The sequence below is a fragment of the Methylobacterium sp. WL7 genome (genome assembly GCF_008040085.1).
Classification (GTDB): domain Bacteria; phylum Pseudomonadota; class Alphaproteobacteria; order Rhizobiales; family Beijerinckiaceae; genus Methylobacterium; species Methylobacterium mesophilicum.
The window spans coordinates 58,467-81,648 of the sequence record NZ_VRVG01000010.1 but is presented as its reverse complement, the minus strand read 5'-3'; the positions used below and the strand labels follow the sequence as shown (position 1 = coordinate 81,648).

The following is a 23,182-nucleotide window of genomic DNA, read 5'->3' as shown; positions in this document are numbered from 1 at the left end:
TGCCCACCCGCCCGAACGTAGCTCGTCACGACGGGCGATGAGGCGCTCGTCCGAGAGCCTCTTAAGAAGGGTCGGATCGCTCACGGCCGTCTGGTCCCCAAACAGATCCTTCACGACATGGCCGCCGGCTGCCTTGAATGCGTCGAGGCCGACGCGCTTCAGCATCGTCTTCGTGGAGCGCCCGGCTCCGAGCTCCTCCCGGATGTGGTTGGACCAGAAACTACCGCCGCGCGCCGACAGCTTGTCGAAGACCCGCTCCTGCTCGTCGACCGATGGCGCCAGCGTGAAGGCCTTCACCTCGTCGATGCCGACGCCGTGCTTGCCGGAGCGCCAGGCGTCGAGGATGCACGGGGCCACCGAGCCCAGCGCCAGAAGCTTCTTCACAGCGGGGGGCGAGACGCCGAACCGGGCGGCGATGTCCTTGGGCTTGGAGCCGGCAGCAGCCATCTCGGCGAACGCGGCCATCTGGTCGGCCTCGTGCATGGCGACCTGGTTGAGGTTCGCGGCGAGCCCGGCCTCGCGAGCGATCGCGGCGTCGCGCTCGATCACGTCGACCTCGGCGTCGGCCGGGATCGTGCCGGCCGAGGCGAGGCGCAGCAGGGCGGTGAATCTCCGGTTTCCGTCGACGACGTAGGCCAGCCCGGCGGCGATGACGACGATGAGCGGCTGGAGCAGGCCGAGAGCGCCGATCGAGGCGGCGAGCTCGTCGATGCCGTCCAGCCGGTTGGCGACGCGGACGTTGACGACGCCGACCGGGGCGGAGGCGTCGTGGCCGTGGCGGATGACGGAGAGGGGGAGCGTTTTGCTGTTCGACATGGGTGGGGTCCTTGCGCGGGGTCGGTAGCGGTCATCTAGCCCGCTTGGTCATTAATTTATGACCGAACAGGGCGAGGGTCAACGGGCGGTCACAAATTAATTACCGTTTTTGATGGCCGGTCTTGGGCTGGATCTCATCGGCCCGGGTCAGGAGCTCCTCCCTCAGGGCGATCGCCTCGCCGAGCAGCGGGTTCTCCTGGTGCTCCGGGCGGCCGACGATCGCGAGGCGCGCCGCTCATCCGCAGAGCGACGCATGCCGGAGGCCCCAGGCATTGTCTGAGACGTACGCCCTGCCCAGCCTTTCGCCCGGTGCCGTCGGCTTGTCGTCGAGTAGGCTGTGGATCACCAGGCGGAGCTCGACGACGGCCTGCGCCAGGTCGTCGTCGAGCTCGTCGCCGGGCCCGGGCCACGACGGCTCCTGCTGGCCGGCTTCCTTCAGGATCGCGAGGACCGCGGATCCGGAGAGGGCCAGGCCGCCGCCCGAGGCGACGATGTCCCGGAACGCGGCGATCGGGAATTGGTCCTGTCCGTCGCGGACGTGCCCGCGGAACTGCGACCGCCGGATCTTGAACGCACGCCCGTCCTTGAGGGCGAGGTAGTGCGGATCGAGCTCGGTCATCGGTCGGTCTCCTTGCGAAGCTGCGGGGCGAAGCGGACGAAGTGGGCGACGCCGTCGTGGATGCGGACGAGGAACGTCCGGGGCGGCTCGCCCGGGACAATGGCATCCCGGACGATCGTGCCGTCCCGGGCGGTGGAGGAATCCCCGCGCAGGGGGAGCGCCGCGACGGCGGCGCGGAGGGGACCTCGGCCGGCCACGTCAGTGATCGTTGAGGATGCCATCATCCTCGTCCTCCGGGGGACCGTACTCATCCCAGATGTCGGCGACCTCGTCCTCGGGCAGGTCCTCGATGGCCCGCTTCAGCACCGGCACCGCTTCGAGAATGCGGAGGTCGGCCTCCGCCTTGTCGTCCTTCGCGTGAAGCTCGTCGTAGAAAACCTCGTGGCAGCGGGCGAGCTCGTAACCGCAGCGCGCGGTGGTCGCCCGCAGCTGCTGGCCCAGACGAGCGGCGAGCCAGACGGCGCGCTCGGCCTCGCTCTCGGCCTCATCCACCTCTCCGCCGATCGATGCGGTATGGAGGGCGACGATGGCCGTGGCGTCGGAAAAATTTACGGGGGTCATGGGCTTCTCCTTCAGGTCGGGGTGACGGGAACGGCGGACGGGAGACGTCGCGGCGGGGGTAGGCCGACGCGCGGTTCGGTTCGGACGACGTCGTAGCCCTGCCGTGCCGGCTCCGGCGCAGGGCTGGGCGCCGCCGCGAGGGCTTCGTAGGTCGCGATCGCCACGCGCATCGCGGCCGAGACCGTGACGTCGGCTTCCGCGATCGCATCCCGCAGGGCGACCGACGGCCGGGCCGCCAGGGCGTCGCGGACGGCGAGCCTCGATGCGACGAGGCGTTCGCGGAGGTCGAGGCCGCGGATGGCGGCGAGGTCCTTGCTCACGCGCTCGCCTCCAGCGCGGGGCCGTAGCAGTGCGCCAGGCGACGCAGGCCGAGCGGGGTGAGCACGCGCTCGGCCGGTTCCCGGCGCCCGGCGAGGACCTCGGACACCAGGCTAGCGCTGACGCCGTGCGCGGCCGCCCACGGCCGTATCCCGCCCGCCTCCGCGCAGGCCGAGCGGAGGCGGGTTCGCACCGCCTCCGCTGCCAAGGGTATGTCGTTGTCGTTCGCCACCGTGCGCACTCCCCGAGGATCGAGATGCACAGATACGCCCCGTTTCGAGGCGTTCAAGGGTTCGCGAACACGTATATCGAAGATTTCGATAGTTGACGGATCGGCGAATATCCAAGGCAACCCCTGAAACCGGCCTAGTCCATTTGGCCTAGGCCGCTCTTGACCGGGCGTTTGCTTGAAAGGTACGTTCACTCTATTGCGAACGAGCGGCCTTGTGCGGTAAGGTGCGGGCATCCGATCCTTCCCGAGGCCGCCCATGCCCGACGTCGCCTCCGTCACCGCACCGCCGTTCTGCGACCTCGCCTGGCGCTCCGCCGGCGAGGGCATCTTCACCGCCGAGCGCACGCCGCTCTACGACGCGGCCGTCTCGTGCGCGCGCACTGGGATGGAGGCCGCCGGCTTCGACGTTGACGCGCCCGACGCGAGGATCGACATCACCGGCTGCACCGACATCGACCGCCTCGCCAAGCGGATGGCCACCTGGACCGGGGCGGCGCTGAAGGAGTTGGCCTTCGCACGGCAGCGCGATGCGGCCGCGGCGCCGCTCGTCGGCGAGACGATCGCACCCGTGCAGGACGGCCTCCGCTCCATGATCGAGGACGCGGAGTGGGCGCTGGGCACGAGGCTCGACCTCGCCGAGCGTTTCGCGCACGCACCCTTCCTCTCGCGGAGACAGTTCGTGTGGGCGTGCGACATCCTCAGCGCAGCGCGATCAGCCGTCGAATCGGTCGATGCTCGCCTCGCGACCGAGGCCGGCACCGCGGCCCTGGAGCGGGCCTACGTCGCGGACGTCCGGCGAGATCTCCACGCCGCCTGCCGCGAGCTCAGCGCCCTCGATACCGACCGGTGCCGGGAGGCTAACGGCATGGGGTGGGGCGCGGTGGCCTCCGCCCCGGGGCATCGCCTCGCGGGCATGAAGAGCCTAACCATCCTGCAGGCCGCCCATGCCTGGGGCCTCGTCCATCCCCATCGGCGCCAGCTTTCCGAGGGGCTCCGCCAGCGCCTGTTCGGGGCTGCGGAGGCGTGACAGCGTCACTTTCGTAGCGGCGTGGCAGAATCCATGGAGCGGCCCTGACCGCCCAGCAAGGAAACCCGTCATGGACCAGACCACCACCACCGCCGTCGAGACCCCCGCCGAGAAGAAGGCAATCGCGGCTAGGCTGTTCGCATTCCTCGCCGCGACGGCCTTGGCCATCCTGGCCTTCGTCCGCCGCCTGTTCGGGCTGGCCACATCCACCGCGAGCGAGCTCAAGGGCGACGCGGTCGCCGCCGTCGACACGGCGCGCCGCGGCGTCGAGGCGACCGGCCGCGTCGTCGGCCGGGGCCTCGCCGGCCCGGCCATGGTGCTCGATGCGACGGCCTCGGCCGTCGGCGCGACGCTCGGGGCCGTGCTGCCCCAGCGCCCCGCCACGCCGGCCGACGTCGCCCGCGGCGCGATCGCCCGGGACGACCGCCGCCAGGCCGTCGGCTACGCACCGACAGAGGTCGGCACGGCCCCTGCGCCTCCTCCGCTCCTGACGACTCCGATCCTTGTCCAGGCCCACGCGGACGCCGCGCTGGACCGCACGGGCCACCGGACCAAGGGGCTGATCCCCCTCGACGATAGACACGCCGCGTGGATCCGGACGCTGACCAGCGGCGAGCTCCTGAAGGTGGCAGTTGCGAGCCCGGAGGGGATCGGTCGGCATCTCGTCGCGCTGACCGCCGCCGAGCGCCTGCCCGGCGTCCCCCCGATGACGACGACAGGGGCGCACTACGGCACCAGCGCGCGCGTCGACGCCGCCATGGCGATCCTGGAGGCGATGCCGACGCGGCCGGACCTCACGGTCGCCGACGCGTTCAGGGCCCTTGGCGTCGGCGTGAACGACGACCAGCCCGAGGACGAGCCGGTCGCCCGCTTCGGCCGCTGACGGCCCCGACGCCCTGCCGACATGACAAGGCCCGCCGGATCCATCCGGCGGGCCTTTCGTTTGAGCCGAGCTCAGCGGGCGAGGCGGCCGGCGGCGGTGAGGACCGCCCGCTCCAGCCGGGCGATGCGGGCCTGCGCCGAGGCGAGCGCGGCCTGGTGTGCGGCGAGGGATTCGCGCAGCCGGTCGTTCTCGGCCGAGAGCGAGGACGCCGCCTCCCAGGCCTCCTCCTCCCCGGCGCGGGCCTCGGCGAGACGGCCGGCGAGATCCCCGACTGCGTCGATACCGGCCCAGCGGTGGGCATCGAGGTGCCGGCGACGGTTGTGGAGCCCGAACTGGATCGCGGTGCCGATCAGCGAGGCGCGGCTGGCGACGTCGAGGGAGATGTCGGCGGCGATGCGAGAAGCGTGGTGGGTCATCAAGGCCGTCTCCTGGGGGTTCGTCCGTTGCCCCCAAGATGTGCCTGGCCGGGTGTCGGCGTCAATGAACGCCGAAGTCCTTTCGAACAGTATCCCTGGCCGAACGTTAAAATCGTCCGATCTACGTCCCCCCGTTACTCCTACGCTCTGTAACGATGCCGCCTGGTTTCGTAACGAAAACCCCAAAGTGACGTTGTCCCAAATCACGCAGGGATCTTCAGCCGGGTCCGCATCGCGACAACGACCTTCTCGGGATCGAAGATGACGCCGACTTTGCCTGCCTTCACGCGCCGGACCTGCACGGCACGAAGCTGACGACGCGTCTCCTCCAGCAACTCGCGCGCGGTGAGGGGCCTGCTCATGCTGTCGGAGGACGCGGAGAGGAACTTCCGCAGCGCGTCACCGAGGGCCCGGTCGATCGACGCGACGTCGGGGCGGCCGGCTTCCGCGTCGCGGGCCCGTTGGCGCGCCTTGCGGTCGCGGGCCCCTGCGCGGACGAGGGCGATCGGGAGCTTGGCGCGTGGGCGGCGGGAGGTGGCGACGGCGTCGGACATGGGGCTTCTCCTGGGTGCGACATCAGGATCCCACCCGGCGATGCATAAATCCAGGACTTGTCACGCTTGAAGGTTAAAATAATCCGCCGAAAGCAACGTCAGGCTATTGTGCCTTACCCTGTGCGCACAATTCGGCCCGACGCCAGCACTCGCATCCCAGGCTGGTTCAGGCCGGCACGTAGGAGACGACCGCCCGCATCCCGGGGGGCACGAGCGCGACGTGGACCCCTTGTTCGAGGCTCGCGGCGACGGCGCACAAACGCTCCCAACCTCACCCGGCAATGTCCCCCGCCCGGAAGTCGGTCCTGACGTGGCTGTCCCGCATGCCAACGGGATGGGCGACCTTCGCCATCCGGCACGGCTTGGCCGAGTAGACGGCTCCGTGGAAGTCGGCGGAGGCCGAGGCTGCGGCGATCATGGTGAGGGAGCGCGTGCGCATGGCGGAGGCCATCGCGGCGGAGCGGAAGCTCCGGCAGGAGGCGCTCGGGATGGTGGACGCGCGCGATGCCGTGATCGAGGCCCAACGGAGCGAGATCGCGTGGTTCGTGGACGAGCTCGAACGACAGAAGGAGCACCTGCGGACGGTGAAAGCGCGGGCTTTCTGGCTTCGCGTCATCCATGAGATCCGGGAGATCCTTCAGGAGCGCGACGCGCTGCATGTGGGCGAGATCACGCTCAGGATCGGCGCCGACCTGGTGCATGAGTCCGAGGAGCACGGTCAGGTCTGGGACATCGACACGGTCAGGGGGGCCATCGACGAGCGGATGTACCGCAACCGGTATTTCGTGAGCGAGGGCGCGGGACGTTATCGGAAGCGCAGGGCGGAGGATGGCGGGGTCCCTGGGTGAGGCAGGCCGCGCATGCGGACGCCGCCAGCCGGTTCCGGTCATGCCGCGGCGACGACCGGTAGCTCGTCGACCCGGGTGGTGTAGCGCGGCGACCGCATCTTGAACTTCGTCGACCAAGCCCGCCTTGGGGCGAACCCGGCGGCGCCCGGGACGACCGCACCGCGTCCGAAGCGGCGATTGCAGGCATCCATCGCCTGCATCAGGGCGGCCCCCATCTCGCGGTCGAGTTGCCCCAGGCCCGGGAAGGCTCGTTGGGAGGCGGCCAACGGCACGAGGTCGGTGGTGACGATCCCGGCCTTGGAATAGCGGTACCCGTCGCGCCAGGTTTTCCGCACCCCGTGGAGGGCGGCCTTCACCAGGACGCGGCTGTCGCTGCTGGCTTCGGGCAGGGAGACCATCGTCGAGACGGATCGCTGCGGCCGGCCGCGGTCGTGCTCCGAGGTGTGGAAGAAGACGGTGATGTGGGATGTCGCCAGACCCCCGGCCCGGAGCTTCTCGCCGAGCCTGGCCGCATGGGTGGCCACCGCCTGCTCCATGGTCGCGCGGTCCTCGACGCGCTCCGAGAACGAGCGGGTGACCGCGCAGCCCTTCCGCGTCGGGGCGATTTCCTCAAGGTCGAGGCACGCCTCGCCCCGGAGCTCGCGGACGAGGCGTTCGCCGACCACCGTCATCGCCTGCCGGGCGACGCGCGGATCGAGGTCGCGAACGTCGGCAGCGCTGTCGCATCCGAGGGCCTCCAGGCGCCGGGCGTTGGCGGGACCGACGCCCCAGATGTCGGGGACCGGGACGCGGATGATCCAGTGGTCGTACTGCTCTGGATCCGTCAGGTCGCAGACCCCGCCGAGTACGGGATTCTTCTTGGCGATGTGGTTGGCGAGCTTGGCCAGGGTCTTGGTGGGGCCGATGCCGACGCAGGTCGGGATGCCGGTCCAGGCCCGCACGGTCTCGCGCATGTCGCGGGCCAGGCTCTCGCGATCCCGCTCGCGCACGTCGGAGACGTCGAGGAAACTCTCGTCGATGGAGTAGATCTCGATGCGGGGCGAGAACCCCCGGTACACCGCGTTCACCCGGGCCGACATGTCGCCGTAGAGGGCATAGTTCGAGGAGTAGACCCGGACGCCCCGGGCCTTGCACATGTCGCGGATCTTGAACCAGGGCTCGCCCATCCGGATGCCGAGCGCCTTGGCTTCGTTGGTCCGGGCGATGGCGCATCCGTCGTTATTGGACAGAACGATCACCGGCACCTTGGTCAGCCGGGCGTCGAACACCCGCTCGCACGAGCAGTAGAACGAGTTGCCGTCGGACAGGGCGTAGGCCCGGGCGTTCATTCGCAGCGGCGCCGGGCGCACACGGAGCCGGAGACGACACCCCAGACCTCGACGAGGGCATCGGGCGCCAGGCGGAACTCCGGGAAGCGCGCGTTGGCGAAGTGCAGCGTGACCCGGGGACCCTGGCGTTTCCAGACCTTGAAGGAGCGCTCGCCGTCGATGTCGACCACGACGACGTCGCCGGTACGCGGGGTCAGCGACCGATCCACCACCGCGAGGTCTCCATCGTGAAGGTGGGCTAGCAGCATGCTGTCTCCGGCGACACGTACCAGGAAGGTGGCCGGGCGATTGACGACGAGCAGGCGTTGAAGGTCGATTTCCTCCTCGACGAAGTCGTCGGCCGGGCTGGGGAACCCGGCGCGGACGGCCCTGGCGAGGATCGGGACCGGCATCGGGAAACCGATGACGATGTCGATGACCTGCATGATGCTCCTCCGTAGGATGGGAACAAAAGCAGAACTTATCCGACGGGGTCCGTATAGCGGCCGAGCTTCGATCCCGTGTTCTTTTCGGTTCGCTGTGGACGGCTGTGGATAAGTACCGAACGTCATCCACCACGCCGCCCAGGTGCGCGGTGGCACGGCGGTCGAACGATGAACCGCCTCCATGCGAGCGGCGCTTCGGCGGTCGGCCCACGGGTTTCGCAGGAGGTGGACACCCCATCGCGAAGCAGGCGGCGAGGCCATGGCGGTCGAGAACGACGGGTTTGGATGATCCCGATCCCGGGGGCGGATCGGAAGGGTAGGTGTCGAGGCGGCCCCTAATGGTCGTGCCCGAGGCATTCGCCATGGTCGGACAGGACCTCGATGACGCGGCACTCGCCGACGCGGCCGTGGCCGCACTCATCGACCATGCGCGAGAGCTCGGACCTCAGGGCTTTGAGGCGCTCGATACGGCCGTCGACCTCGGCGAGGTGACGCCGAGCGATGACGTCGACCTCGGCGCATGGAAGGTCCGGCCGGGCGTTCAATGCGAGCAACTCGCGGATGGCATCGACCTCGAAGCCGAGCTGTCGCGCGTGACGGATGAAGGCCAGGCGCGCCACGTGGGTCGCCCCATAGCTCCGACGCCCACCTCCGGTGCGTGGCGGGGCCGGCATCAGGCCCACCTCCTCGTAGTATCGCACCGTCGTCGCCAAGACGCCCGTGCGCTTCGATAGCTCGCCGATGGGAAATTCCATTTTCCGCTTGCTCCTCCAGCCACTGGAGGAATTAAGACGTCTTCGACCCTGAAGGAAGACCGTCGATGGCCAAATTAGACGTCGCGATCCCCGTCGCACAGGACGCCGCCAACCGACCCGCGATCCCGCCACTCCGGCTCGTCGTGTCGGGAATGGATTGCGGCTCGTGCGCGGCGAAGATCGAGAACGCCGTCCGCCGATTGGACGGGATCGAGGACGTCGCGGTCTCGGTGCCCGCCGCAACGGTGACGATCCGGCACCGCGCCGGCGTCACGCGGTCGACGCTGGCCGCCACCGTGACCTCACTCGGCTTCGGCGTCGCCGACCCTGTGGTCGATGCCGATTCCGAGACGGGTGAACAGCCGAACGCACCCGCATCCAAGGGGGACGATCCGGTGTGGTGGCGCGGCCCGCGGGGACGCCTCACCCTCGCGTGCGGCGGCTCGCTGGCGGCGGCGTACCTTGCCGGCCAGGCCTATCCCGCCATGGCCCCCTACGCCTTCCTGGCGGCCATGGCGGTCGGCCTCGTGCCGATCGCTTGGCGGGCCCTCGTGGCCGCCCGCCTCGGGACGCCGTACTCCATCGAGATGTTGATGACCATCGCGGCCGTTGGCGCGGTCTTCATCGGCGCCGTCGAGGAGGCGGCGAGCGTGGTGTTCCTGTTCCTCGTCGGCGAACTCCTCGAAGGCGTCGCGGCGAGCCGCGCACGTGCCTCGATCCGGGGCCTGACCGATCTCGTGCCGCGAACCGCCCTGGTCGAGCGGGACGGACGCGTCGAGGAAGTCCCGGCGGAGACGCTGACGATCGGATCGACGGTGATGGTGCGCCCGGGCGACCGCATTTCGGCGGACGGCACCGTGTCGGAGGGGACCGGCGAGGTCGACGAGGCACCCGTGACCGGCGAGAGCGTGCCGAAGCGGAAATCCGTGGACGATCCGGTCTTCGCCGGGACCATCAACGGCGGGTCCGTCCTGCGCGTGCGTGTCACGGCGGCGGCGCGGGACAACACCATCGCCCGGGTCGTCCGCCTCGTCGAGGAAACCCAGGACGCCAAGGCACCGACCGAACGGTTCATCGACCGCTTCTCCCGGTACTACACGCCGGCCGTCGTCGCGGTCGCCGCACTCGTGGCGACGGTGCCTCCTCTCCTCCTCGGCGGACCGTGGCACGAATGGATCTACAAGGGCCTGGCGATCCTCCTCATCGGCTGCCCCTGCGCCCTGGTCATCTCCACTCCGGCGGCCATCGCCGCAGGCCTGTCGGCGGGTGCCCGCCGCGGGCTCCTGATCAAGGGCGGCGCCGTCCTGGAAACCCTCGGCACGGTCACGATGGTCGCCTTCGACAAGACCGGGACCCTGACCCTAGGAAAGCCCCGGGTCACGGACGTGGTCCCCTTCGGGCGACCGGAACGCGAGGTCCTCTCCCTCGCGGCCGCACTGGAAAGCGGCTCGAACCATCCGCTCGCCCGCGCGATCCTGGCCAAGGCCGCGGAAGTCGCTGCCCCGATCTCGCCGGCCGCCCAAGCCGAGGCCCTCGCCGGGAAGGGAATTCTCGGGACGGTGGGCGGGATAGAAATCTTCCTCGGATCGGCGCAGGCGGCCGCCGGACGCGTCGACCTCACCCTTGAGCAGGCCTCGCGCGTCACGACCCTGACCGACGAGGGCAAGACGGTGTCCGTCCTCCTCGCCGGTACCGCCGTCGCCGGGCTCGTGGCGATGCGGGACGAGCCGAGGCCCGATGCCGTGGACGGCATCACCGCGCTGCGCTCGCTAGGCGTCGACGTGGTCATGCTGACGGGCGACAACCGCCGGACCGCCGGTGCCATCGCGAAAACGCTCGGCATGACGCCCCGGGCCGAACTCCTTCCCGAGGACAAGCTGGGCATCGTCCGCGAGATGCAGGCGGGCGGCAAGGTCGTGGCGAAGGTCGGGGACGGCATCAACGACGCGCCCGCCCTGGCCGCGGCCGATGTCGGGATCGCCATGGGCGGCGCCGCGGACGTCGCGCTGGAGACGGCCGGCGCCGCCATCCTGCACGGACGGGTAGCCGACGTGGCCCGGATGATCGTCCTGTCGCGGCGGACGATGGCGAACATCCGGACCAACGTGGCGATCGCGCTGGGCCTGAAGGCGGTGCTGCTATGCACGACCGTCCTCGGCATCACCGGGCTCTGGCCCGCCATCCTCGCAGACACCGGCGCGACCGTGATCGTCACGGCCAACGCGCTGCGGCTTCTCCGGACCAGGATCTGAACCACGATGGCAAAGGATCACCACGACCACGACCACGACCACGACGCCACCGGGCACGGGGACCATGGCGGGCATGCGCACGGACCGGGACACGCGCACGCCCCGGCGAGCTTCGGCAAGGCGTTCGCCGTCGGCATCGCGCTGAACGTCGGCTTCGTCGCCGTCGAGGCGACCTACGGGGTGCTGGCGAACTCGATGGCCCTGTTGGCCGATGCCGGCCACAACCTCTCGGACGTGCTCGGTCTCGTCGTGGCCTGGGTCGCCATGGTGCTGGCCAAGCGCGCCCCGAGCGCCCGCTACACCTACGGGATGAAGGGGTCGTCGATCCTGGCGGCCCTGTTCAACGCGGTGTTCCTGCTGGTCGCCGTCGGCGCCATCGCCTGGGAGGCGATTCAGCGCTTCGGAGAGCCCGCGCCGGTCGCCGGCAAGACCGTGATGATCGTGGCCGCGGTCGGCATCCTCGTGAACGGCATCACCGCCTGGCTGTTCGCCTCCGGGGCCAAGGGCGACATCAACATCAAGGGCGCCTTCCTGCACATGGCAGCGGACGCCGCCGTCTCGGCCGGCGTCGTCATCGCCGGCCTCGTGATCCTCTACACCGGGTGGACCTGGCTCGATCCCGTCGTCAGCCTCGCCATCGTGGCGGTCATCGTCTGGAGCACCTGGGGCCTCCTGCGCGACAGCCTCACGCTGTCCCTCGCCGCCGTCCCGCCGGGCATCGATCCGGACGTGGTCCGAAGCCATCTCGAAGGACTGCCCGGGGTCGCCGCCCTGCACGACCTGCACGTCTGGGCGATGAGCACCACCGAGACCTGCCTCACCGCCCATCTCCTGATGCCCGGCGGCCGAACAGACGACGCCTTCCTGATGGACGCCGCCGCCGGGATCAGGGAACGGTTCGGCATCGGCCACACCACCCTGCAGGTCGAGACGAGCGCCGACACCGCCTGCGCCCTCGCTCCCGCCAACGTCGTGTGAGCCATCGGAAACATGCCCGACCGTAAGGGGATGCCTTCAACCCGTGCGACCGAAGGAGCCCTGTATCCGTGTCGCGAGACATCGGTTCGGTGCTTCCGGCCACCGATGGATGAACGGCGGTTTCAGGCCTCGTTCAACCGTCGAAGCCGATCCTGACGGCATCATCCCTTGAGGAACGAGCCATGCGTGTCCGCATTCCGGCCTTGGTCGCCGTCAGCCTGATCCTCGCCCCGGCCGCGGCGTCCGCCCAATACTACGGCGGCGACTTCGACCGGCGCGGCGACGTCCATGTCGACCGCTACCACCATGGCGACCATGACGACGTCGTCATCCACCGACCGCACCGGGATTACGGCGACCGGGCGTACTATGGCGAGCGCCGGTTCTACGGCGAGCGCAGGCACCACCATCATCACGACGACTATTGAGGTTCCGTCCTCGTCGTGGCTCACCCGGCATGTACGGGTGACCCTGAATCGTTCATAAGGCGACCATGACCACGGGACCCCGGATCAGGGCCTACGAGACGATGCGCGGCTGGTGGACGACCACCGTCCGCGTGCTGTCGCTCGTCCTGGTCCTGTCGCTCGTCGTCCCCGGCACGGTCCATTCCGCCGAGGCCCATCGCCCGACCAGCCATGGACTGTCGGTGTCCGCCCCGACCGAGGCGGCCGGCACCGGCCACGGCGATGCCTGCCCGGCCTGTCACGCCAACTGCGGTTGCCATCAGGCTCTTGGGGTCGACGAGGCACCTGCGTTGCCGTCCCCGGCGACCGGGCGTGCTCTGTACGCGACCGTGACCACCGCCATCGGGTCCGTCTCACCGGACCGTTTACCGAGGCCGCCTCGCGCCTGAGGCCGCATCGCCACGACCGTGGCGCTTGCCTGCCGTCCATCCTTGCGGATGCCGGCTTCCTCATCGAGCGTGATCCGAACCGGATCCAGGAAGCCGCTTGAGCGGCTCGCCGGATCTCAGGCGAATGGCCTTCCTCCATGCGTGCACTCCTCTCCGTGGCCTTCCTGGCCATCGGCATCGCCGTCGGCGGTGCCTTCCCCCGTGTGTCCGAGGTCGTGCAGGGCGCGCTCGCCGCCGCCGGCCTGACGAACGCCCGGGCAGCGCCACCGACCAACGCGGCCATGACCAAGCCGGCGACACCCGCAGCCGACGATGGCCACGGTCATGGCGAGCATGGCCACGAGCATGCCGACGGCGAGCCCAAACCTGCCGGCGAGCACAAGCATGCCGGGGGCGAGGCGCACGGCCACGACGAGGAGGCCGAGGGCAAGATCAAGATGACTGCCGAGCAGGCCGCCGAGCAGGACATCAAGCTCGCCACGGTCGAAGGTGGCATCCTCTCGCGCCATCTCCTGGTGCCCGGCACCATCGCCCAGGACGCCGACCGGATCGCCCGCGTCCCCGTGCGGGTCGTCGGAACCGTGGCCGAGATGCGCAAGCGCCTCGGCGAGGAGGTCGCCAAGGGCGAGGTCGTGGCCATCCTCGACAGCCGCGAGGTCGCCGAGGCCAAGAGCGACTTCCTCACCGCGACGGTGAAGGCGGACCTGGAGAAGACCAACTTCGACCGCCAGCAGGCCCTCTGGGACAAGCGGATCTCGGCAGAATCGGCGTTTTTGAACGCGAAGGCCGCCTACTCGGAGGCGACCCTGCGGGTCGACCTCGCCCGGCAGAAGCTGTCGGCCCTCGGCCTGAACGCCGCAGAGGTCGCCACCTCAGCCAAGAAGGACGAGACCACCCCGAACCTGTCGAGCCTGCGCCGCTACGAGCTCAAGTCCCCCCTCGCCGGGCGTGTGGTCGAGCGCAAGGTCGACGTCGGGACCGCCGTCGGCAAGGAGGGCGACCCGGCCGACGTCTACACGGTCGCCGACCTGTCCTCCGTGTGGATCGAGCTCGCCATTCCGACCACCGAGCTGTCGAAGGTGCGCGAGGGTGCCAAGGTCACCATCGTCGGAGGCGACGACGGCCCCCGCGGCGAGGGCAAGGTCGTCTTCGTCAGCCCGATCCTCAACCCCGAGACGCGCTCGGCCCGGGTCATCGTCGCCCTGCCGAACAAGGACATGGCTTGGCGCCCCGGCACCTTCGTGACCACCGAGGTCGAGATCGCTCAGGACAAGGTCGCGGTCCGGCTACCGAAATCTGCGATCCAGACCATCGGCGGCGAGAAGGTCGTGTTCGTCCGCACCGAGGAGGGCTTCAAACGCCGGGACGTGACCATCGGCAAGGCCGACGACGACGCCTTCGAGATCCTGACCGGCCTCAAGCCCGGCGACGAGGTCGCGGTGGCCAACTCCTTCGTCCTGAAGGCCGAGCTCGGCAAGGCCGAAGCCGACCACGATCACTGAACGGGGACCGGCCATGATCTCGAAGATCCTCGACTTCTCCGTCCATCAGCGCTGGCTCGTGGTGCTCCTGTCGCTGCTGGCGGCGGGCTTCGGCGTGTTCTCGCTGACCAAGCTTCCCATCGACGCGGTGCCGGACATCACCAACAACCAGGTGCAGATCAACACCACGGCGCCGTCGCTCTCGCCGGTCGATATCGAGAAGCAGGTGACCTACCCGGTCGAGACCGCGCTCGCCGGGATCAAGGGCCTCGAATACACCCGCTCGCTCTCGCGGAACGGCTTCTCGCAGGTCACCGCCGTGTTCTCCGAGAAGCTCGATATCTACTTCGCCCGTCAGCAGGTCGCCGAGCGGATCGGGGAGGCCAAGTCGACCCTGCCGCCGGGGGCCGAGCCGCACATGGGCCCGATCTCCACGGGCCTGGGCGAGATCTACATGTGGTCGATCCACTACGCCCAAGCGAAGGATCGTAAGGTCTCCCCGGACGACAAGCCGGGTTGGCAGGGCGACGGGAGCTACCTGACCCCCGAGGGCCAGCGGCTCGCGACGGAGCTCGAACGCACCGCCTACCTGCGCACGGTCCAGGACTGGATCATCCGCCCCCAGGTGAAGACCGTGCCGGGCGTGGCCGGCGTCGACAGTATCGGCGGCTTCGACAAGCAGTACCATGTCCAGCCGGACCCGATGAAGCTCACCGCCCTCGACCTGTCGTTCGCCGACATCGGCCGGGCGCTGGAGGCCAACAACGCCAATCAGGGCGCCCGCTACCTGGAGGACAACGGCGAGGGCTACGTCGTCCGTGCCGCCGGCCGCCTGGAGACGATGGAGGACATCGGCTCCGTGGTCGTGACCACGCGCGGCGGCGTGCCGGTCCGCATCTCCGACATCGCCGAGGTCCGCATCGGGCGCGACCTGCGCACTGGGTCGGGCAGCGAGGACGGGCGCGAGGTCGTCATCGGCACCGCCCTGATGCTGATCGGCGAGAACAGCCGGACGGTCTCGGCCGCCGTCGACGCGCGCATGACCGAGATCCGGCGCACGCTCCCGCCCGGCGTCGAGGTCCAGACCGTCCTCAACCGGACCCTGCTGGTCGAGGCCACGATCCGCACCGTGGCCAAGAACCTGGCCGAGGGCGCCGCCCTCGTCATCGTCATCCTGTTCCTGCTGCTCGGCAACATCCGGGCGGCCATCGTCACCGCCCTCGTCATCCCGGTGGCGATGCTGATGACCATGACCGGCATGGTCCAGGGCCGCATCAGCGCCAACCTGATGAGCCTCGGCGCCCTCGACTTCGGCCTCATCGTCGACGGCGCCGTCATCATCACCGAGAATGCCCTGCGCCACCTCGCGGAGCGCAAGGGGGAACTCGGGCGCAAGCTCGACCTGGAGGAGCGCCTCGCCACCGTGCGCGCCTCGGCCGAGGAGATGATCAAGCCGTCCCTCTACGGGCAGGCGATCATCATCCTCGTCTACGTGCCGCTCCTCACCTTCACGGGGGTCGAGGGCAAGATGTTCGAGCCGATGGCGCTCACCGTCATCATCGCCCTCGTCTCGGCCTTCGTCCTGTCGCTGACCTTCGTGCCGGCGATGATCGCCATCGTCATCACCGGCAAGGTCACGGAGAAGGACAACGTCCTCATCCGCGGGATCAAGGCCGCCTACCGCCCGGTCCTCGGGGCGGCCCTGCGCATCCCGATGACCTTCGTCGCCGTCGCCCTGGTCCTGCTGGTCGGCGCCGGGTTCCTGTTCACCAGGCTCGGGCAGGAGTTCATCCCCCAGCTCGACGAGAAGAGCATCGCGCTGAACGCCCAGCGCATCCCTTCGACCTCGCTGACCCAGTCGCAGGCGATGCAGCTGAAGGTCGAGCAGGCGATCAGCAGATTCCCCCAGGTCGCCTACGTCTTTTCGAAGACCGGCACCGCGGAGGTCGCCTCCGACCCGATGCCGCCGAGTTCGTCGGACACCTTCGTCATCCTGAAGCCGCAGGAGGAATGGCCCGATCCGGACCTGTCCAAGGCCGACCTGCAGGAGCAGATCGAGAAGGCGCTCGGGGCGCTCGCCGGCAACGTCTACGAGTTCTCCCAGCCGATCCAGCTTCGCTTCAACGAGTTGTTGGCCGGCACCCGCGGCGACCTCGCCGTGAAGGTGTTCGGCGAGGAGTTCGAGCCGATGCTGAGGGCCGCCAACCAGGTCGCCGCGATCCTGCGCGGGACCGAGGGCGCCGACGACGTCAAGGTCGAGCAGACGGCAGGCCTGCCGTTCCTGGAGATCAAGATCAACAAGACTGAGGCGGCCCGTCGCGGCCTGAGCACGTCCTCGATCCAGGACGTCATCGGCGCGGCCATCGGCGGCCGCGAGGCCGGCATGGTGTTCGAGGGCGACCGCCGCTTCCCCATCGTCGTGCGCCTGAACGACAAGGTGCGCGAGGACCGCGAGGCCCTGGAGAACATCCCGGTGCCGCTGCCTCCCGGCCTCAACGGACGCGCCGCCTCGGTGCTCCTGAAGCAGGTCGCAAGCTTCTCCGTCACCGAGGGACCGAACCAGATCTCGCGCGAGAACGGCCGCCGCCGGGTCGTGGTCACCGCCAACGTGCGTGGTCGCGACATCGGCTCGCTGGTGGCCGAGGCGCAGGCCAAGGTCGCGTCCGGTGTGCAGCTGCCGTCTGGCTACTACGTGACCTGGGGCGGCCAGTTCGAGAACCTGGCCTCGGCCCGGCAGCGCCTGATGGTGGTGGTGCCGGTGTGCTTCTTCCTGATCTTCCTGCTGCTGTTCTCCGCCCTGAACTCGGCGCGTGACGCCTTGCTGGTCTTCAGCGCCGTCCCGCTGGCGCTGACCGGCGGCATCGCCGCCCTGTGGCTGCGGGGCATGCCGTTCTCCGTGCCCGCGGCGGTCGGGTTCATCGCCCTGTCGGGGGTGGCGGTCCTCAACGGACTCGTGATGCTGACCTACATCAAGCAGCTGATCGCCGAGGGGAAGCCGCACCGCGAGGCGATCCTGGAGGGTGCGATGACCCGTTTGCGGCCAGTGGCGATGACCGCCCTGGTGGCGTCGCTGGGCTTCGTGCCGATGGCGCTGGCGACCGAGACGGGGGCCGAGATCCAGAGGCCGCTCGCGACCGTCGTCATCGGCGGCCTCATCAGCGCGACCCTCCTGACGCTGGTGATCCTTCCCGCCCTCTATGCCCGGTTCGCCCGGACCACGACGGTCGGCTCACCGGCGCGGGTGACGGAGGCCCCGGCGCGCCTCAAGGCGGCGGAGTAGCCCGATGCCGTGCCGTCCAGCGCTCGCCATCGCGGCATGGGCTGCCATTTCGACGCCGGCGGCCGCTTCGGGCGACGAGGCGCCGTTCGGTCTCTTGTGGGGACCGGTCGACCGGATCGCGCCGCCTTCCATGGTCGACCGCGAGGCGAACCTGACCGGGCTGTTCTACTTCCACGACCGGCCGCTCGCCTCGGGCACCGACACGGCCCAGGTCATCCTCGTCGTCTGCCGGGACCAGGGCCTGCAGCAAGTGGTCTGGGTCGGGCGCCCGCTCGGCGACGTCGCCGCCGCGTCGGCGTGGGAAGCGATGCGGCGGGAAGGCGTACGGCGCCACGGCGAGCCCCGGATCGGACCTGCCGCGAACGCCCTGGAATGGCCGGAGGCGCGCACCACCCTGGCGATGCGCACGAAGGACGACGGCACCCGCATGCTGGTGATGACGGTCTCGGGTCCGGGCTTCGCGGCATGCTCGCAGGTTCACCGCGCCGCCACTGGCCATCCGGCCGAGTCCCACGTCACGGACCTGCTCGGCGAAAACGGACCGCAGGCCGGCCACCACACGGCGCCGTAGCGAGCGACGCCGATTGATGCATCCCCTCCGGGGGGATAGGATTGTGGGATGGAACATGCCTCGCATCCGGATATCGTCAAGCGCCTGAAGCGCGCGCACGGCCACCTCGCCGGGGTGATCGCGATGATTGAGGAGGGCCGCCCCTGCGTGGACCTCGCCCAGCAACTGCATGCGGTCGAGAGCGCCATCACGAACGCCAAGCGCGTCCTCATTGAGGACCACATGGAGCACTGCCTCGCGGACGGCGTCGGGCAGGGAGGCAAATCCACCAAGGACGCCCTCGCCGAGTTCAAGCTGCTCGCGAAGTACCTGTGAGGCGCGCCCGATGCTGAGCGTCCTCGCCCACCGTACCTACAGGCACCTGTTCGCGGCCCAGGTCATCGCCCTGATCGGCACGGGCCTGCTCACGGTCGCCCTCGGGCTTCTTGCATTCCGGATCGCCGGTGACCGCGCCGGCACCGTCCTCGGGACGGCGCTGGCCATCAAGATGGTCGCATACGTCCTCGTCGCCCCTGTGGCCCAGGCCTTCACGAGCCGGTTGCCACGACGCGCATTCCTGGTGGGCACGGACCTCGTCCGCGCCGCCATCGCCCTGACGCTGCCCTTCGTCGATCAGGTCTGGCAGGTCTACGCCCTGATCTTCGTCCTGCAATCGGCCTCGGCGGCGTTCACCCCGGCCTTCCAGGCCACCATCCCGGACATCCTGCCGGACGAACGGGAGTACACCCGCGCCCTCTCGCTCTCGCGCCTCGCCTACGACCTGGAGAACCTGCTGAGCCCGACCCTGGCGGCCCTTCTCCTGACCGTGGTGCCCTACAACGCGCTGTTCGGCGGCACGGTCGTCGGCTTCCTCTGCTCGGCGGCCCTGGTGGTGTCCGTGACCTTGCCGACCGCCACCCGGACCGACCGGCAAGGCGGCGTCTACGACCGCACGACGCGGGGCCTCAGGATCTACCTCGCGACGCCGCGCCTGCGCGGGTTGCTCGCCCTGAACCTCGCGGTCGCCTCGGCCGGCGCGATGGTCATCGTCAACACCGTGGTGATCGTGCAGGGCCTGCTGGAGCGACCCCAGGCCGACGTGGCCCTCGCCCTCGGCCTGTTCGGGGGCGGCTCCATGATCGCCGCCCTGACGCTGCCGCGCCTGCTCGACCGGCTATCGGACCGCGCAATCATGATCCCGGCGGCAGCCCTGCTCGGCGTGGTTCTCCTGGGTGTCGCCGCCATGACATGGGGCGGCACCATCGGATGGCCGCTTCTCCTCGGGACATGGCTGATCCTCGGCATCGCCTACTCCGCCGTGCAGACCCCCACCGGCAGACTCCTGCGCCGCTCGGCGACCCCGGAGGACCGGCCGGCCGTCTTCGCCGCCCAGTTCGCCCTGTCCCATGCCGCATGGTTGCTCACCTATCCGCTGGCCGGTTGGCTGGGGCCGTCCGTGGGGATGCCTGCCACGCTGGCGATCCTCGGGGGAATGACGCTTGCCGGCGTCACCACGGCGGCCCGGCTATGGCCGCCAACGGACCCCGACGTGATCGAGCACGCCCACGCGGACCTCGACGTCCGGCACCCGCACCTGCATGGAGGCCGCCGTCACGCCCACGCCTTCGTCATCGACGATCTGCATCGTCAGTGGCCGGCCAGGGCGGGGTGAGTGCCGTTCGATGTTATTGCCAGCTGGGTCGAAAAGTGGGGCTGGCCGACCAGCGCAACGGAATTCAAATGTTCCGTTAGGCACGCGAGATTGAGGAGAACGTACCCCGAGGAACGGTCTTGGAAGCGGAGCCGTTCTCAAGGCTCGGGTGCCGTCGTTTTCGACGCATTGCCGACAACGACGTGAGGAAGCCCATGAGAAAGTCCCTTTTCGCCGCCGCCATCCTGGCAACCCTGGGTACCGCTTCGGTCGCCCCCGCCTCGGCCGCCCCCGGCATGATCGGTGCCGTCGATGCCCCTACCGCCGTGACTGAGGTCCGGATGGACGGCATGCACGGTCATCGCGGCCATGGCATGCGCCATCACCATCATCGTGGGCACATGATGCGGCACCACCATCACCACCGTGGCCACATGATGCGCCACGGGCATGGCCATCGCCACCATCGTATGTGATCGGCAGGGGCCCTTCGGGGCCCCTTATCGTAACCGACGACACCCGGGCCTAGGTGTCGCGACGTGATCGCAGGGACCTGACATAGTGTCCCCCGCAGTCCAGGCGCGGTCCGTACTTCCAAAAATTCAATTCCATCAGGGGAAGAAAGCGTAATAGTTCGACCAGCCTCATCCCGCCCTGCAAGGCTAGTGTTGGAAATCTAACACTGGGTATCGCCATGAACGTCCGGGATGACTGGAGAGCGGACCTTAACTTTTCGCCTCGGAGCGGACGTGCCGTATCCGACCCAACTACGCCATAGAAGCGGGCTGACGCTGTTCTCGAAAGCAGACATCGAGGCTGGGCTCGCGTCACGGAGGCATTGTTTGAGATGTTCGCCTTCCGGACTGGCGACACCGCTCGATTAATCCGTGATCTGCACCTGCTCGACGCCGCCGAGTTTGCCGGGCTTGCCCGCCGCGACCACGAGGTAACGGCGGCTCGGGCCGGCGTCCTTGCGGGTGACTTGCCGGATCGGGCCGATCGCGTTGACGATGGCCGCGCCGGCCGGGTTGGTGGTGAAGGCGGCGAGTGGCTCCAGGCCGGTCGCGCCCTTCGGATCTGCGGACAGCGCCAGCACGAACGGCATCTTCGGCGCCAGTCCCGTGATCGCGGCCTGCAGCGTCTGCAGCACGCCCTGGTCGAACAGGGTGACCTGCGTCGCCGGCTTGCCGTCGCCGCCCGCGAGCGTCAGCGCACTGGTCTGGCCTGCGGCCCCCAGCGGCTGGAGGTTTTGCATTCCGTCGCCCTCCGGCACGGCGTTCGGGACGTAGGCGACGCCCTGCGGACCCTGCCCGATCGGCACCTCGGCGATCACCGTGTTCGACGCGGTGTCGATCACCGCGGCCTTGTCGGCGTTCTCCAGGCCGACATAGACGCGGCTGCCGTCGCCCGAGGGCCAGAGCCCGTGCGGCAGGGCGCCGGTCGGGATCGTTGCGAGCTGGAAGAAATCGTCGGTGCGGAACACCTTAACCTGGTTCAGGCCGCCAATCGTCACGTAGGCGAACTGGCCGGCCTTGGTCGAGACGATGTTGACGTGGTTGGTGATCGGCCCGGTCTCGATCGTCTTCAGCGGCGCGAATGGCGGACGCGCCGAAAACACCTGGGTCCGGCCGACATCCTTGAGGGTGAACCACACCTGCTTGCCGTCCGGCGTGGCGGCGATGTCGGGGCAGAACGGGCTCTCCTGCTTCACGCGGCCGACGATGGCGTGGGTCTTGGTGTCGATGACGACGGTCTCGGGGCTGAAGCTGGAGCAGACGTAACCGTAGGTGCCGTCCGGCGAGAAGATCGTCATGCCCGGCCCGTTCGGTACGGTGATCCGGCGGGTCTCCTTGGCGGTCGCGGCATCGAGCACGGCGATATAGTCTTCGCCGCGCACGCTCACCCAGACCTCTCGACCGTCCGGCGTGAAGAAGGCTTCGTGCGGCGAGCGGCCGACATAGGCGGTGTGGCGGACCGCGTTGGTCGCCGTGTCGATGAAGCTTACGGAGTTCGAACCGATCGAGACCGCGAGAAGGGTCCTGTGGTCCGGCGAGAAGCCCATGCCGTGGACCAGAAGCTGCCCGCGATAGAGCGGGCTCAGATTCATCGGCGTCGGGTCGCCGAGCCGGATCACCCCGAGCAGGGTGTTGGCGGCGGGATCGATTACCGAGACCGTGTTGGAGAACTGATCGGAGGTGTAGAACCGGTCTTTGCTGCTGATGGGCACGTCGGGCGCCGAGGCGGGGCCCGGAGCCTGCCCGGCGAAGGCCGAGCCGGAGAGCAGCACAAGGGCGAGAACGGTCAGGGCGGTCTTCATCGGCGGTGCTCCGAAGGCATCTCGGCGGCAGGTGCCGCGCCATGGTGGTGAACGGGAGGGGCGCCGGCGGACCGACCCGGCATCGCGGGGCGATCGGCGAGCGCGCGGCGCATCACATCGATCTCCTGGCCCTGCTCGACGACGATCCCCTGCGCGAGGCGGCGCAGGACCGGATCCTTGCCGTGGAGCAGCTCTGCCTTCGCCATCGCGATCGCGCCTTCGTGGTGCGGGATCATCATCGCGGCGAAGTCGCGGTCGGGGTCGCCCGAGGGCGGGACCATCATGTCGGCATGCATCTGCGCCATCGACTGCGCCATCATCGCGTCGAAGGACGCGGACGGAGCTGCCGCTGGCTCGGTCGCGGCCAAGGTCGGGCGCATCATCATCCGGCCGCCGACGAGGCCGCTCGCCATCAGCGCCGCCGTCACGGCAAATCCCAGTGCTCCGCGCATGCGGCTTCCTTTTGATCCGGTGTCGATGGGAAGGATGCCTGGGGCGCGGCTTTATTCCGCGGATTTGGCTGAGAGCCCGTTCACGCCTTCGTGATCTGTCGTCGAGAAGACGCGTGGAATAGAGGCGCCTCTTCGGCATCCCTCCCGATGCGGTCATGCTCGACCGCGGGAGACCTCACCCATGCGCACTCTGCTGATCCGCGCCGCCTTCGCGGCTGTCGCCTTCTCCGCCTTGGCCGCCCAGGCTGCCGCGCCTGCCATGACGGCCGAGACCGCCAAGGGGCCGGCGCTCGTCGATGCCAAGAGCATGACCCTCTACACCTTCGACAAGGACATGGGCGGCAAGTCGATGTGCAACGGCCCCTGCGCCACCAACTGGCCGGCCCTGATGGCCGCCTCCGGCTCGGCCGCCAGCGGCGACTGGACGATGGTGACGCGGGACGACGGCACGATGCAGTGGGCCTACAAGGGCAAGCCGCTCTACACCTTTGCCAAGGACACCAAGCCCGGCGACATCACCGGCGACGGCTTCCTCAACGGCGCGTGGCACATCGCCAAGCCTTGATCGGTGAATGCCTTGATC

At 69.2% G+C, this 23,182-nt stretch carries 28 protein-coding genes; 13 read left to right on the top strand and 15 right to left on the bottom strand.

The genetic code is table 11. The annotated features are described in order from the left end of the window. The 6 genes from FV233_RS05165 to FV233_RS05140 all read right to left on the bottom strand — a co-directional run. A partial coding sequence (locus FV233_RS05165) for a ParB N-terminal domain-containing protein (RefSeq protein WP_187278054.1) occupies positions 1 to 816 on the bottom strand: 816 nt, incomplete at its 3' end. A 235-nt stretch (positions 817 to 1,051) separates the two neighbouring features. After that, positions 1,052 to 1,435: a hypothetical protein gene (locus FV233_RS05160; protein WP_147896824.1), complete on the bottom strand. Its 384-nt coding sequence runs from the start codon at positions 1,433 to 1,435 to the stop codon at positions 1,052 to 1,054. After that, positions 1,432 to 1,632, bottom strand: a complete 201-nt coding sequence (locus FV233_RS05155; RefSeq protein WP_147896823.1) for a hypothetical protein — start codon at positions 1,630 to 1,632, stop codon at positions 1,432 to 1,434. The genes FV233_RS05160 and FV233_RS05155 overlap by 4 nt, the downstream gene beginning before the upstream one ends. A 1-nt stretch (position 1,633) precedes the next feature. Continuing rightward, a complete protein-coding gene (locus tag FV233_RS05150) occupies positions 1,634 to 1,996 on the bottom strand; it encodes a hypothetical protein (protein WP_147896822.1) in 363 nt (120 codons plus the stop codon). Positions 1,997 to 2,007: 11 nt separating this feature from the next. Further along, positions 2,008 to 2,316, bottom strand: a complete 309-nt coding sequence (locus FV233_RS05145) for a hypothetical protein (protein ID WP_147896821.1) — start codon at positions 2,314 to 2,316, stop codon at positions 2,008 to 2,010. Continuing rightward, positions 2,313 to 2,507: a hypothetical protein gene (locus tag FV233_RS05140; RefSeq protein WP_246689910.1), complete on the bottom strand. Its 195-nt coding sequence runs from the start codon at positions 2,505 to 2,507 to the stop codon at positions 2,313 to 2,315. The genes FV233_RS05145 and FV233_RS05140 overlap by 4 nt, the downstream gene beginning before the upstream one ends. Before the next feature lie 295 nt (positions 2,508 to 2,802). Here FV233_RS05140 and FV233_RS05135 point away from each other — a divergent pair, with 295 nt between their 5' ends. Together FV233_RS05135 and FV233_RS05130 are read left to right on the top strand one after the other, a co-directional pair. Beyond that, positions 2,803 to 3,573 (top strand): hypothetical protein, encoded by a 771-nt coding sequence (locus FV233_RS05135; protein ID WP_147896820.1) that lies wholly within the window; start codon positions 2,803 to 2,805, stop codon positions 3,571 to 3,573. A 70-nt stretch (positions 3,574 to 3,643) separates the two neighbouring features. Beyond that, complete coding sequence (locus tag FV233_RS05130) at positions 3,644 to 4,456, top strand: hypothetical protein (protein ID WP_147896819.1); 813 nt, start codon at positions 3,644 to 3,646, stop codon at positions 4,454 to 4,456. Between the two features lie 71 nt (positions 4,457 to 4,527). Here the strand turns inward: FV233_RS05130 and FV233_RS05125 are convergent, their stop codons facing one another. From FV233_RS05125 to FV233_RS30170, 3 genes are all read right to left on the bottom strand, one after another. After that, positions 4,528 to 4,872, bottom strand: a complete 345-nt coding sequence (locus tag FV233_RS05125; protein ID WP_147896818.1) for a hypothetical protein — start codon at positions 4,870 to 4,872, stop codon at positions 4,528 to 4,530. A gap of 203 nt (positions 4,873 to 5,075) precedes the next feature. Then, a complete protein-coding gene (locus tag FV233_RS05120) occupies positions 5,076 to 5,426 on the bottom strand; it encodes a hypothetical protein (RefSeq protein WP_147896817.1) in 351 nt (116 codons plus the stop codon). A gap of 271 nt (positions 5,427 to 5,697) precedes the next feature. Next, complete coding sequence (locus FV233_RS30170) at positions 5,698 to 5,865, bottom strand: hypothetical protein (RefSeq protein ID WP_187278053.1); 168 nt, start codon at positions 5,863 to 5,865, stop codon at positions 5,698 to 5,700. On the opposite strand from FV233_RS30170, the gene FV233_RS05115 reads away from it, so the two are divergent. Continuing rightward, a complete protein-coding gene (locus FV233_RS05115) occupies positions 5,864 to 6,274 on the top strand; it encodes a hypothetical protein (protein ID WP_147896816.1) in 411 nt (136 codons plus the stop codon). The two genes, FV233_RS30170 and FV233_RS05115, sit on opposite strands and share 2 nt — an antisense overlap. Before the next feature lie 38 nt (positions 6,275 to 6,312). On the opposite strand, the gene FV233_RS05110 is transcribed toward FV233_RS05115, so the two are convergent. The 3 genes from FV233_RS05110 to FV233_RS05100 all read right to left on the bottom strand — a co-directional run bounded on the left by FV233_RS05110 (position 6,313) and on the right by FV233_RS05100 (position 8,782). Further along, complete coding sequence (locus FV233_RS05110; RefSeq protein WP_147896815.1) at positions 6,313 to 7,602, bottom strand: Y-family DNA polymerase; 1,290 nt, start codon at positions 7,600 to 7,602, stop codon at positions 6,313 to 6,315. Continuing rightward, positions 7,599 to 8,027 (bottom strand): translesion error-prone DNA polymerase V autoproteolytic subunit, encoded by a 429-nt coding sequence (gene umuD / locus FV233_RS05105; RefSeq protein ID WP_147896814.1) that lies wholly within the window; start codon positions 8,025 to 8,027, stop codon positions 7,599 to 7,601. Before umuD ends, FV233_RS05110 begins: the two co-directional genes overlap by 4 nt. 335 nt (positions 8,028 to 8,362) lie before the next feature. Then, the gene (locus FV233_RS05100; RefSeq protein ID WP_147896813.1) at positions 8,363 to 8,782 is read right to left on the bottom strand and encodes a helix-turn-helix domain-containing protein; all 420 of its coding nucleotides are present in this window, start codon (positions 8,780 to 8,782) and stop codon (positions 8,363 to 8,365) included. Between the two features lie 152 nt (positions 8,783 to 8,934). Between FV233_RS05100 and FV233_RS05095 the strand changes: the two genes are divergently transcribed. From FV233_RS05095 to FV233_RS05055, 9 genes are all read left to right on the top strand, one after another. Continuing rightward, a complete protein-coding gene (locus FV233_RS05095) occupies positions 8,935 to 11,034 on the top strand; it encodes a heavy metal translocating P-type ATPase (protein ID WP_147896830.1) in 2,100 nt (699 codons plus the stop codon). 6 nt (positions 11,035 to 11,040) lie between these two features. Then, positions 11,041 to 12,012 (top strand): cation diffusion facilitator family transporter, encoded by a 972-nt coding sequence (locus tag FV233_RS05090; protein ID WP_147896812.1) that lies wholly within the window; start codon positions 11,041 to 11,043, stop codon positions 12,010 to 12,012. A 182-nt stretch (positions 12,013 to 12,194) separates the two neighbouring features. Further along, complete coding sequence (locus tag FV233_RS30165; RefSeq protein WP_187278052.1) at positions 12,195 to 12,440, top strand: hypothetical protein; 246 nt, start codon at positions 12,195 to 12,197, stop codon at positions 12,438 to 12,440. 65 nt (positions 12,441 to 12,505) lie between these two features. After that, positions 12,506 to 12,868 carry a hypothetical protein gene (locus tag FV233_RS05080; RefSeq protein WP_246689909.1) on the top strand — a complete coding sequence of 121 codons (363 nt, stop codon included), beginning with the start codon at positions 12,506 to 12,508 and terminating at the stop codon, positions 12,866 to 12,868. A gap of 137 nt (positions 12,869 to 13,005) precedes the next feature. Next, positions 13,006 to 14,370, top strand: a complete 1,365-nt coding sequence (locus FV233_RS05075; protein ID WP_147896811.1) for an efflux RND transporter periplasmic adaptor subunit — start codon at positions 13,006 to 13,008, stop codon at positions 14,368 to 14,370. 13 nt (positions 14,371 to 14,383) lie between these two features. Further along, complete coding sequence (locus FV233_RS05070) at positions 14,384 to 17,629, top strand: CusA/CzcA family heavy metal efflux RND transporter (protein WP_147896810.1); 3,246 nt, start codon at positions 14,384 to 14,386, stop codon at positions 17,627 to 17,629. A 4-nt stretch (positions 17,630 to 17,633) separates the two neighbouring features. Beyond that, a complete protein-coding gene (locus FV233_RS05065; protein WP_147896809.1) occupies positions 17,634 to 18,200 on the top strand; it encodes a threonyl-trna synthetase in 567 nt (188 codons plus the stop codon). A gap of 48 nt (positions 18,201 to 18,248) precedes the next feature. Beyond that, complete coding sequence (locus FV233_RS05060) at positions 18,249 to 18,515, top strand: metal-sensing transcriptional repressor (protein ID WP_056220763.1); 267 nt, start codon at positions 18,249 to 18,251, stop codon at positions 18,513 to 18,515. 10 nt (positions 18,516 to 18,525) lie between these two features. Next, positions 18,526 to 19,851, top strand: coding sequence for an MFS transporter (locus FV233_RS05055; RefSeq protein WP_147896808.1), 1,326 nt, complete (start codon positions 18,526 to 18,528; stop codon positions 19,849 to 19,851). A gap of 137 nt (positions 19,852 to 19,988) precedes the next feature. On the opposite strand, the gene FV233_RS05050 is transcribed toward FV233_RS05055, so the two are convergent. From FV233_RS05050 to FV233_RS05040, 3 genes are all read right to left on the bottom strand, one after another. Beyond that, a complete protein-coding gene (locus tag FV233_RS05050) occupies positions 19,989 to 20,288 on the bottom strand; it encodes a hypothetical protein (RefSeq protein ID WP_147896807.1) in 300 nt (99 codons plus the stop codon). A gap of 422 nt (positions 20,289 to 20,710) precedes the next feature. Beyond that, positions 20,711 to 22,147 (bottom strand): YncE family protein, encoded by a 1,437-nt coding sequence (locus FV233_RS05045; RefSeq protein ID WP_056250480.1) that lies wholly within the window; start codon positions 22,145 to 22,147, stop codon positions 20,711 to 20,713. Then, positions 22,144 to 22,599: a DUF305 domain-containing protein gene (locus FV233_RS05040; protein ID WP_056250477.1), complete on the bottom strand. Its 456-nt coding sequence runs from the start codon at positions 22,597 to 22,599 to the stop codon at positions 22,144 to 22,146. The genes FV233_RS05045 and FV233_RS05040 overlap by 4 nt, the downstream gene beginning before the upstream one ends. Before the next feature lie 181 nt (positions 22,600 to 22,780). Between FV233_RS05040 and FV233_RS05035 the strand changes: the two genes are divergently transcribed. Continuing rightward, entirely contained in the window at positions 22,781 to 23,164 is a 384-nt protein-coding gene (locus tag FV233_RS05035; RefSeq protein WP_056250476.1) for a hypothetical protein, read from the top strand. Positions 23,165 to 23,182: the final 18 nt, after the last annotated feature.

Coding starts and splice junctions, on each gene's coding strand:
- FV233_RS05055 (WP_147896808.1), top strand. CDS start 18,526: ATGCTGAGCGTCCTCGCCCACCGTACCTACAGGCACCTGTTCGCGGCC.
- FV233_RS05075 (WP_147896811.1), top strand. CDS start 13,006: ATGCGTGCACTCCTCTCCGTGGCCTTCCTGGCCATCGGCATCGCCGTC.
- FV233_RS05135 (WP_147896820.1), top strand. CDS start 2,803: ATGCCCGACGTCGCCTCCGTCACCGCACCGCCGTTCTGCGACCTCGCC.
- FV233_RS05150 (WP_147896822.1), bottom strand. CDS start 1,996: ATGACCCCCGTAAATTTTTCCGACGCCACGGCCATCGTCGCCCTCCAT.
- FV233_RS05080 (WP_246689909.1), top strand. CDS start 12,506: ATGACCACGGGACCCCGGATCAGGGCCTACGAGACGATGCGCGGCTGG.
- FV233_RS05050 (WP_147896807.1), bottom strand. CDS start 20,288: ATGGCCATGCCCGTGGCGCATCATGTGGCCACGGTGGTGATGGTGGTG.
- FV233_RS05040 (WP_056250477.1), bottom strand. CDS start 22,599: ATGCGCGGAGCACTGGGATTTGCCGTGACGGCGGCGCTGATGGCGAGC.
- FV233_RS05095 (WP_147896830.1), top strand. CDS start 8,935: ATGGATTGCGGCTCGTGCGCGGCGAAGATCGAGAACGCCGTCCGCCGA.
- FV233_RS05065 (WP_147896809.1), top strand. CDS start 17,634: ATGCCGTGCCGTCCAGCGCTCGCCATCGCGGCATGGGCTGCCATTTCG.
- FV233_RS05060 (WP_056220763.1), top strand. CDS start 18,249: ATGGAACATGCCTCGCATCCGGATATCGTCAAGCGCCTGAAGCGCGCG.
- FV233_RS05160 (WP_147896824.1), bottom strand. CDS start 1,435: ATGACCGAGCTCGATCCGCACTACCTCGCCCTCAAGGACGGGCGTGCG.
- FV233_RS05110 (WP_147896815.1), bottom strand. CDS start 7,602: ATGAACGCCCGGGCCTACGCCCTGTCCGACGGCAACTCGTTCTACTGC.
- FV233_RS05035 (WP_056250476.1), top strand. CDS start 22,781: ATGCGCACTCTGCTGATCCGCGCCGCCTTCGCGGCTGTCGCCTTCTCC.
- FV233_RS05130 (WP_147896819.1), top strand. CDS start 3,644: ATGGACCAGACCACCACCACCGCCGTCGAGACCCCCGCCGAGAAGAAG.
- FV233_RS05120 (WP_147896817.1), bottom strand. CDS start 5,426: ATGTCCGACGCCGTCGCCACCTCCCGCCGCCCACGCGCCAAGCTCCCG.
- FV233_RS05045 (WP_056250480.1), bottom strand. CDS start 22,147: ATGAAGACCGCCCTGACCGTTCTCGCCCTTGTGCTGCTCTCCGGCTCG.
- FV233_RS05115 (WP_147896816.1), top strand. CDS start 5,864: ATGGCGGAGGCCATCGCGGCGGAGCGGAAGCTCCGGCAGGAGGCGCTC.
- FV233_RS05070 (WP_147896810.1), top strand. CDS start 14,384: ATGATCTCGAAGATCCTCGACTTCTCCGTCCATCAGCGCTGGCTCGTG.
- FV233_RS05125 (WP_147896818.1), bottom strand. CDS start 4,872: ATGACCCACCACGCTTCTCGCATCGCCGCCGACATCTCCCTCGACGTC.
- umuD (WP_147896814.1), bottom strand. CDS start 8,027: ATGCAGGTCATCGACATCGTCATCGGTTTCCCGATGCCGGTCCCGATC.
- FV233_RS05090 (WP_147896812.1), top strand. CDS start 11,041: ATGGCAAAGGATCACCACGACCACGACCACGACCACGACGCCACCGGG.
- FV233_RS30170 (WP_187278053.1), bottom strand. CDS start 5,865: ATGCGCACGCGCTCCCTCACCATGATCGCCGCAGCCTCGGCCTCCGCC.
- FV233_RS05100 (WP_147896813.1), bottom strand. CDS start 8,782: ATGGAATTTCCCATCGGCGAGCTATCGAAGCGCACGGGCGTCTTGGCG.
- FV233_RS30165 (WP_187278052.1), top strand. CDS start 12,195: ATGCGTGTCCGCATTCCGGCCTTGGTCGCCGTCAGCCTGATCCTCGCC.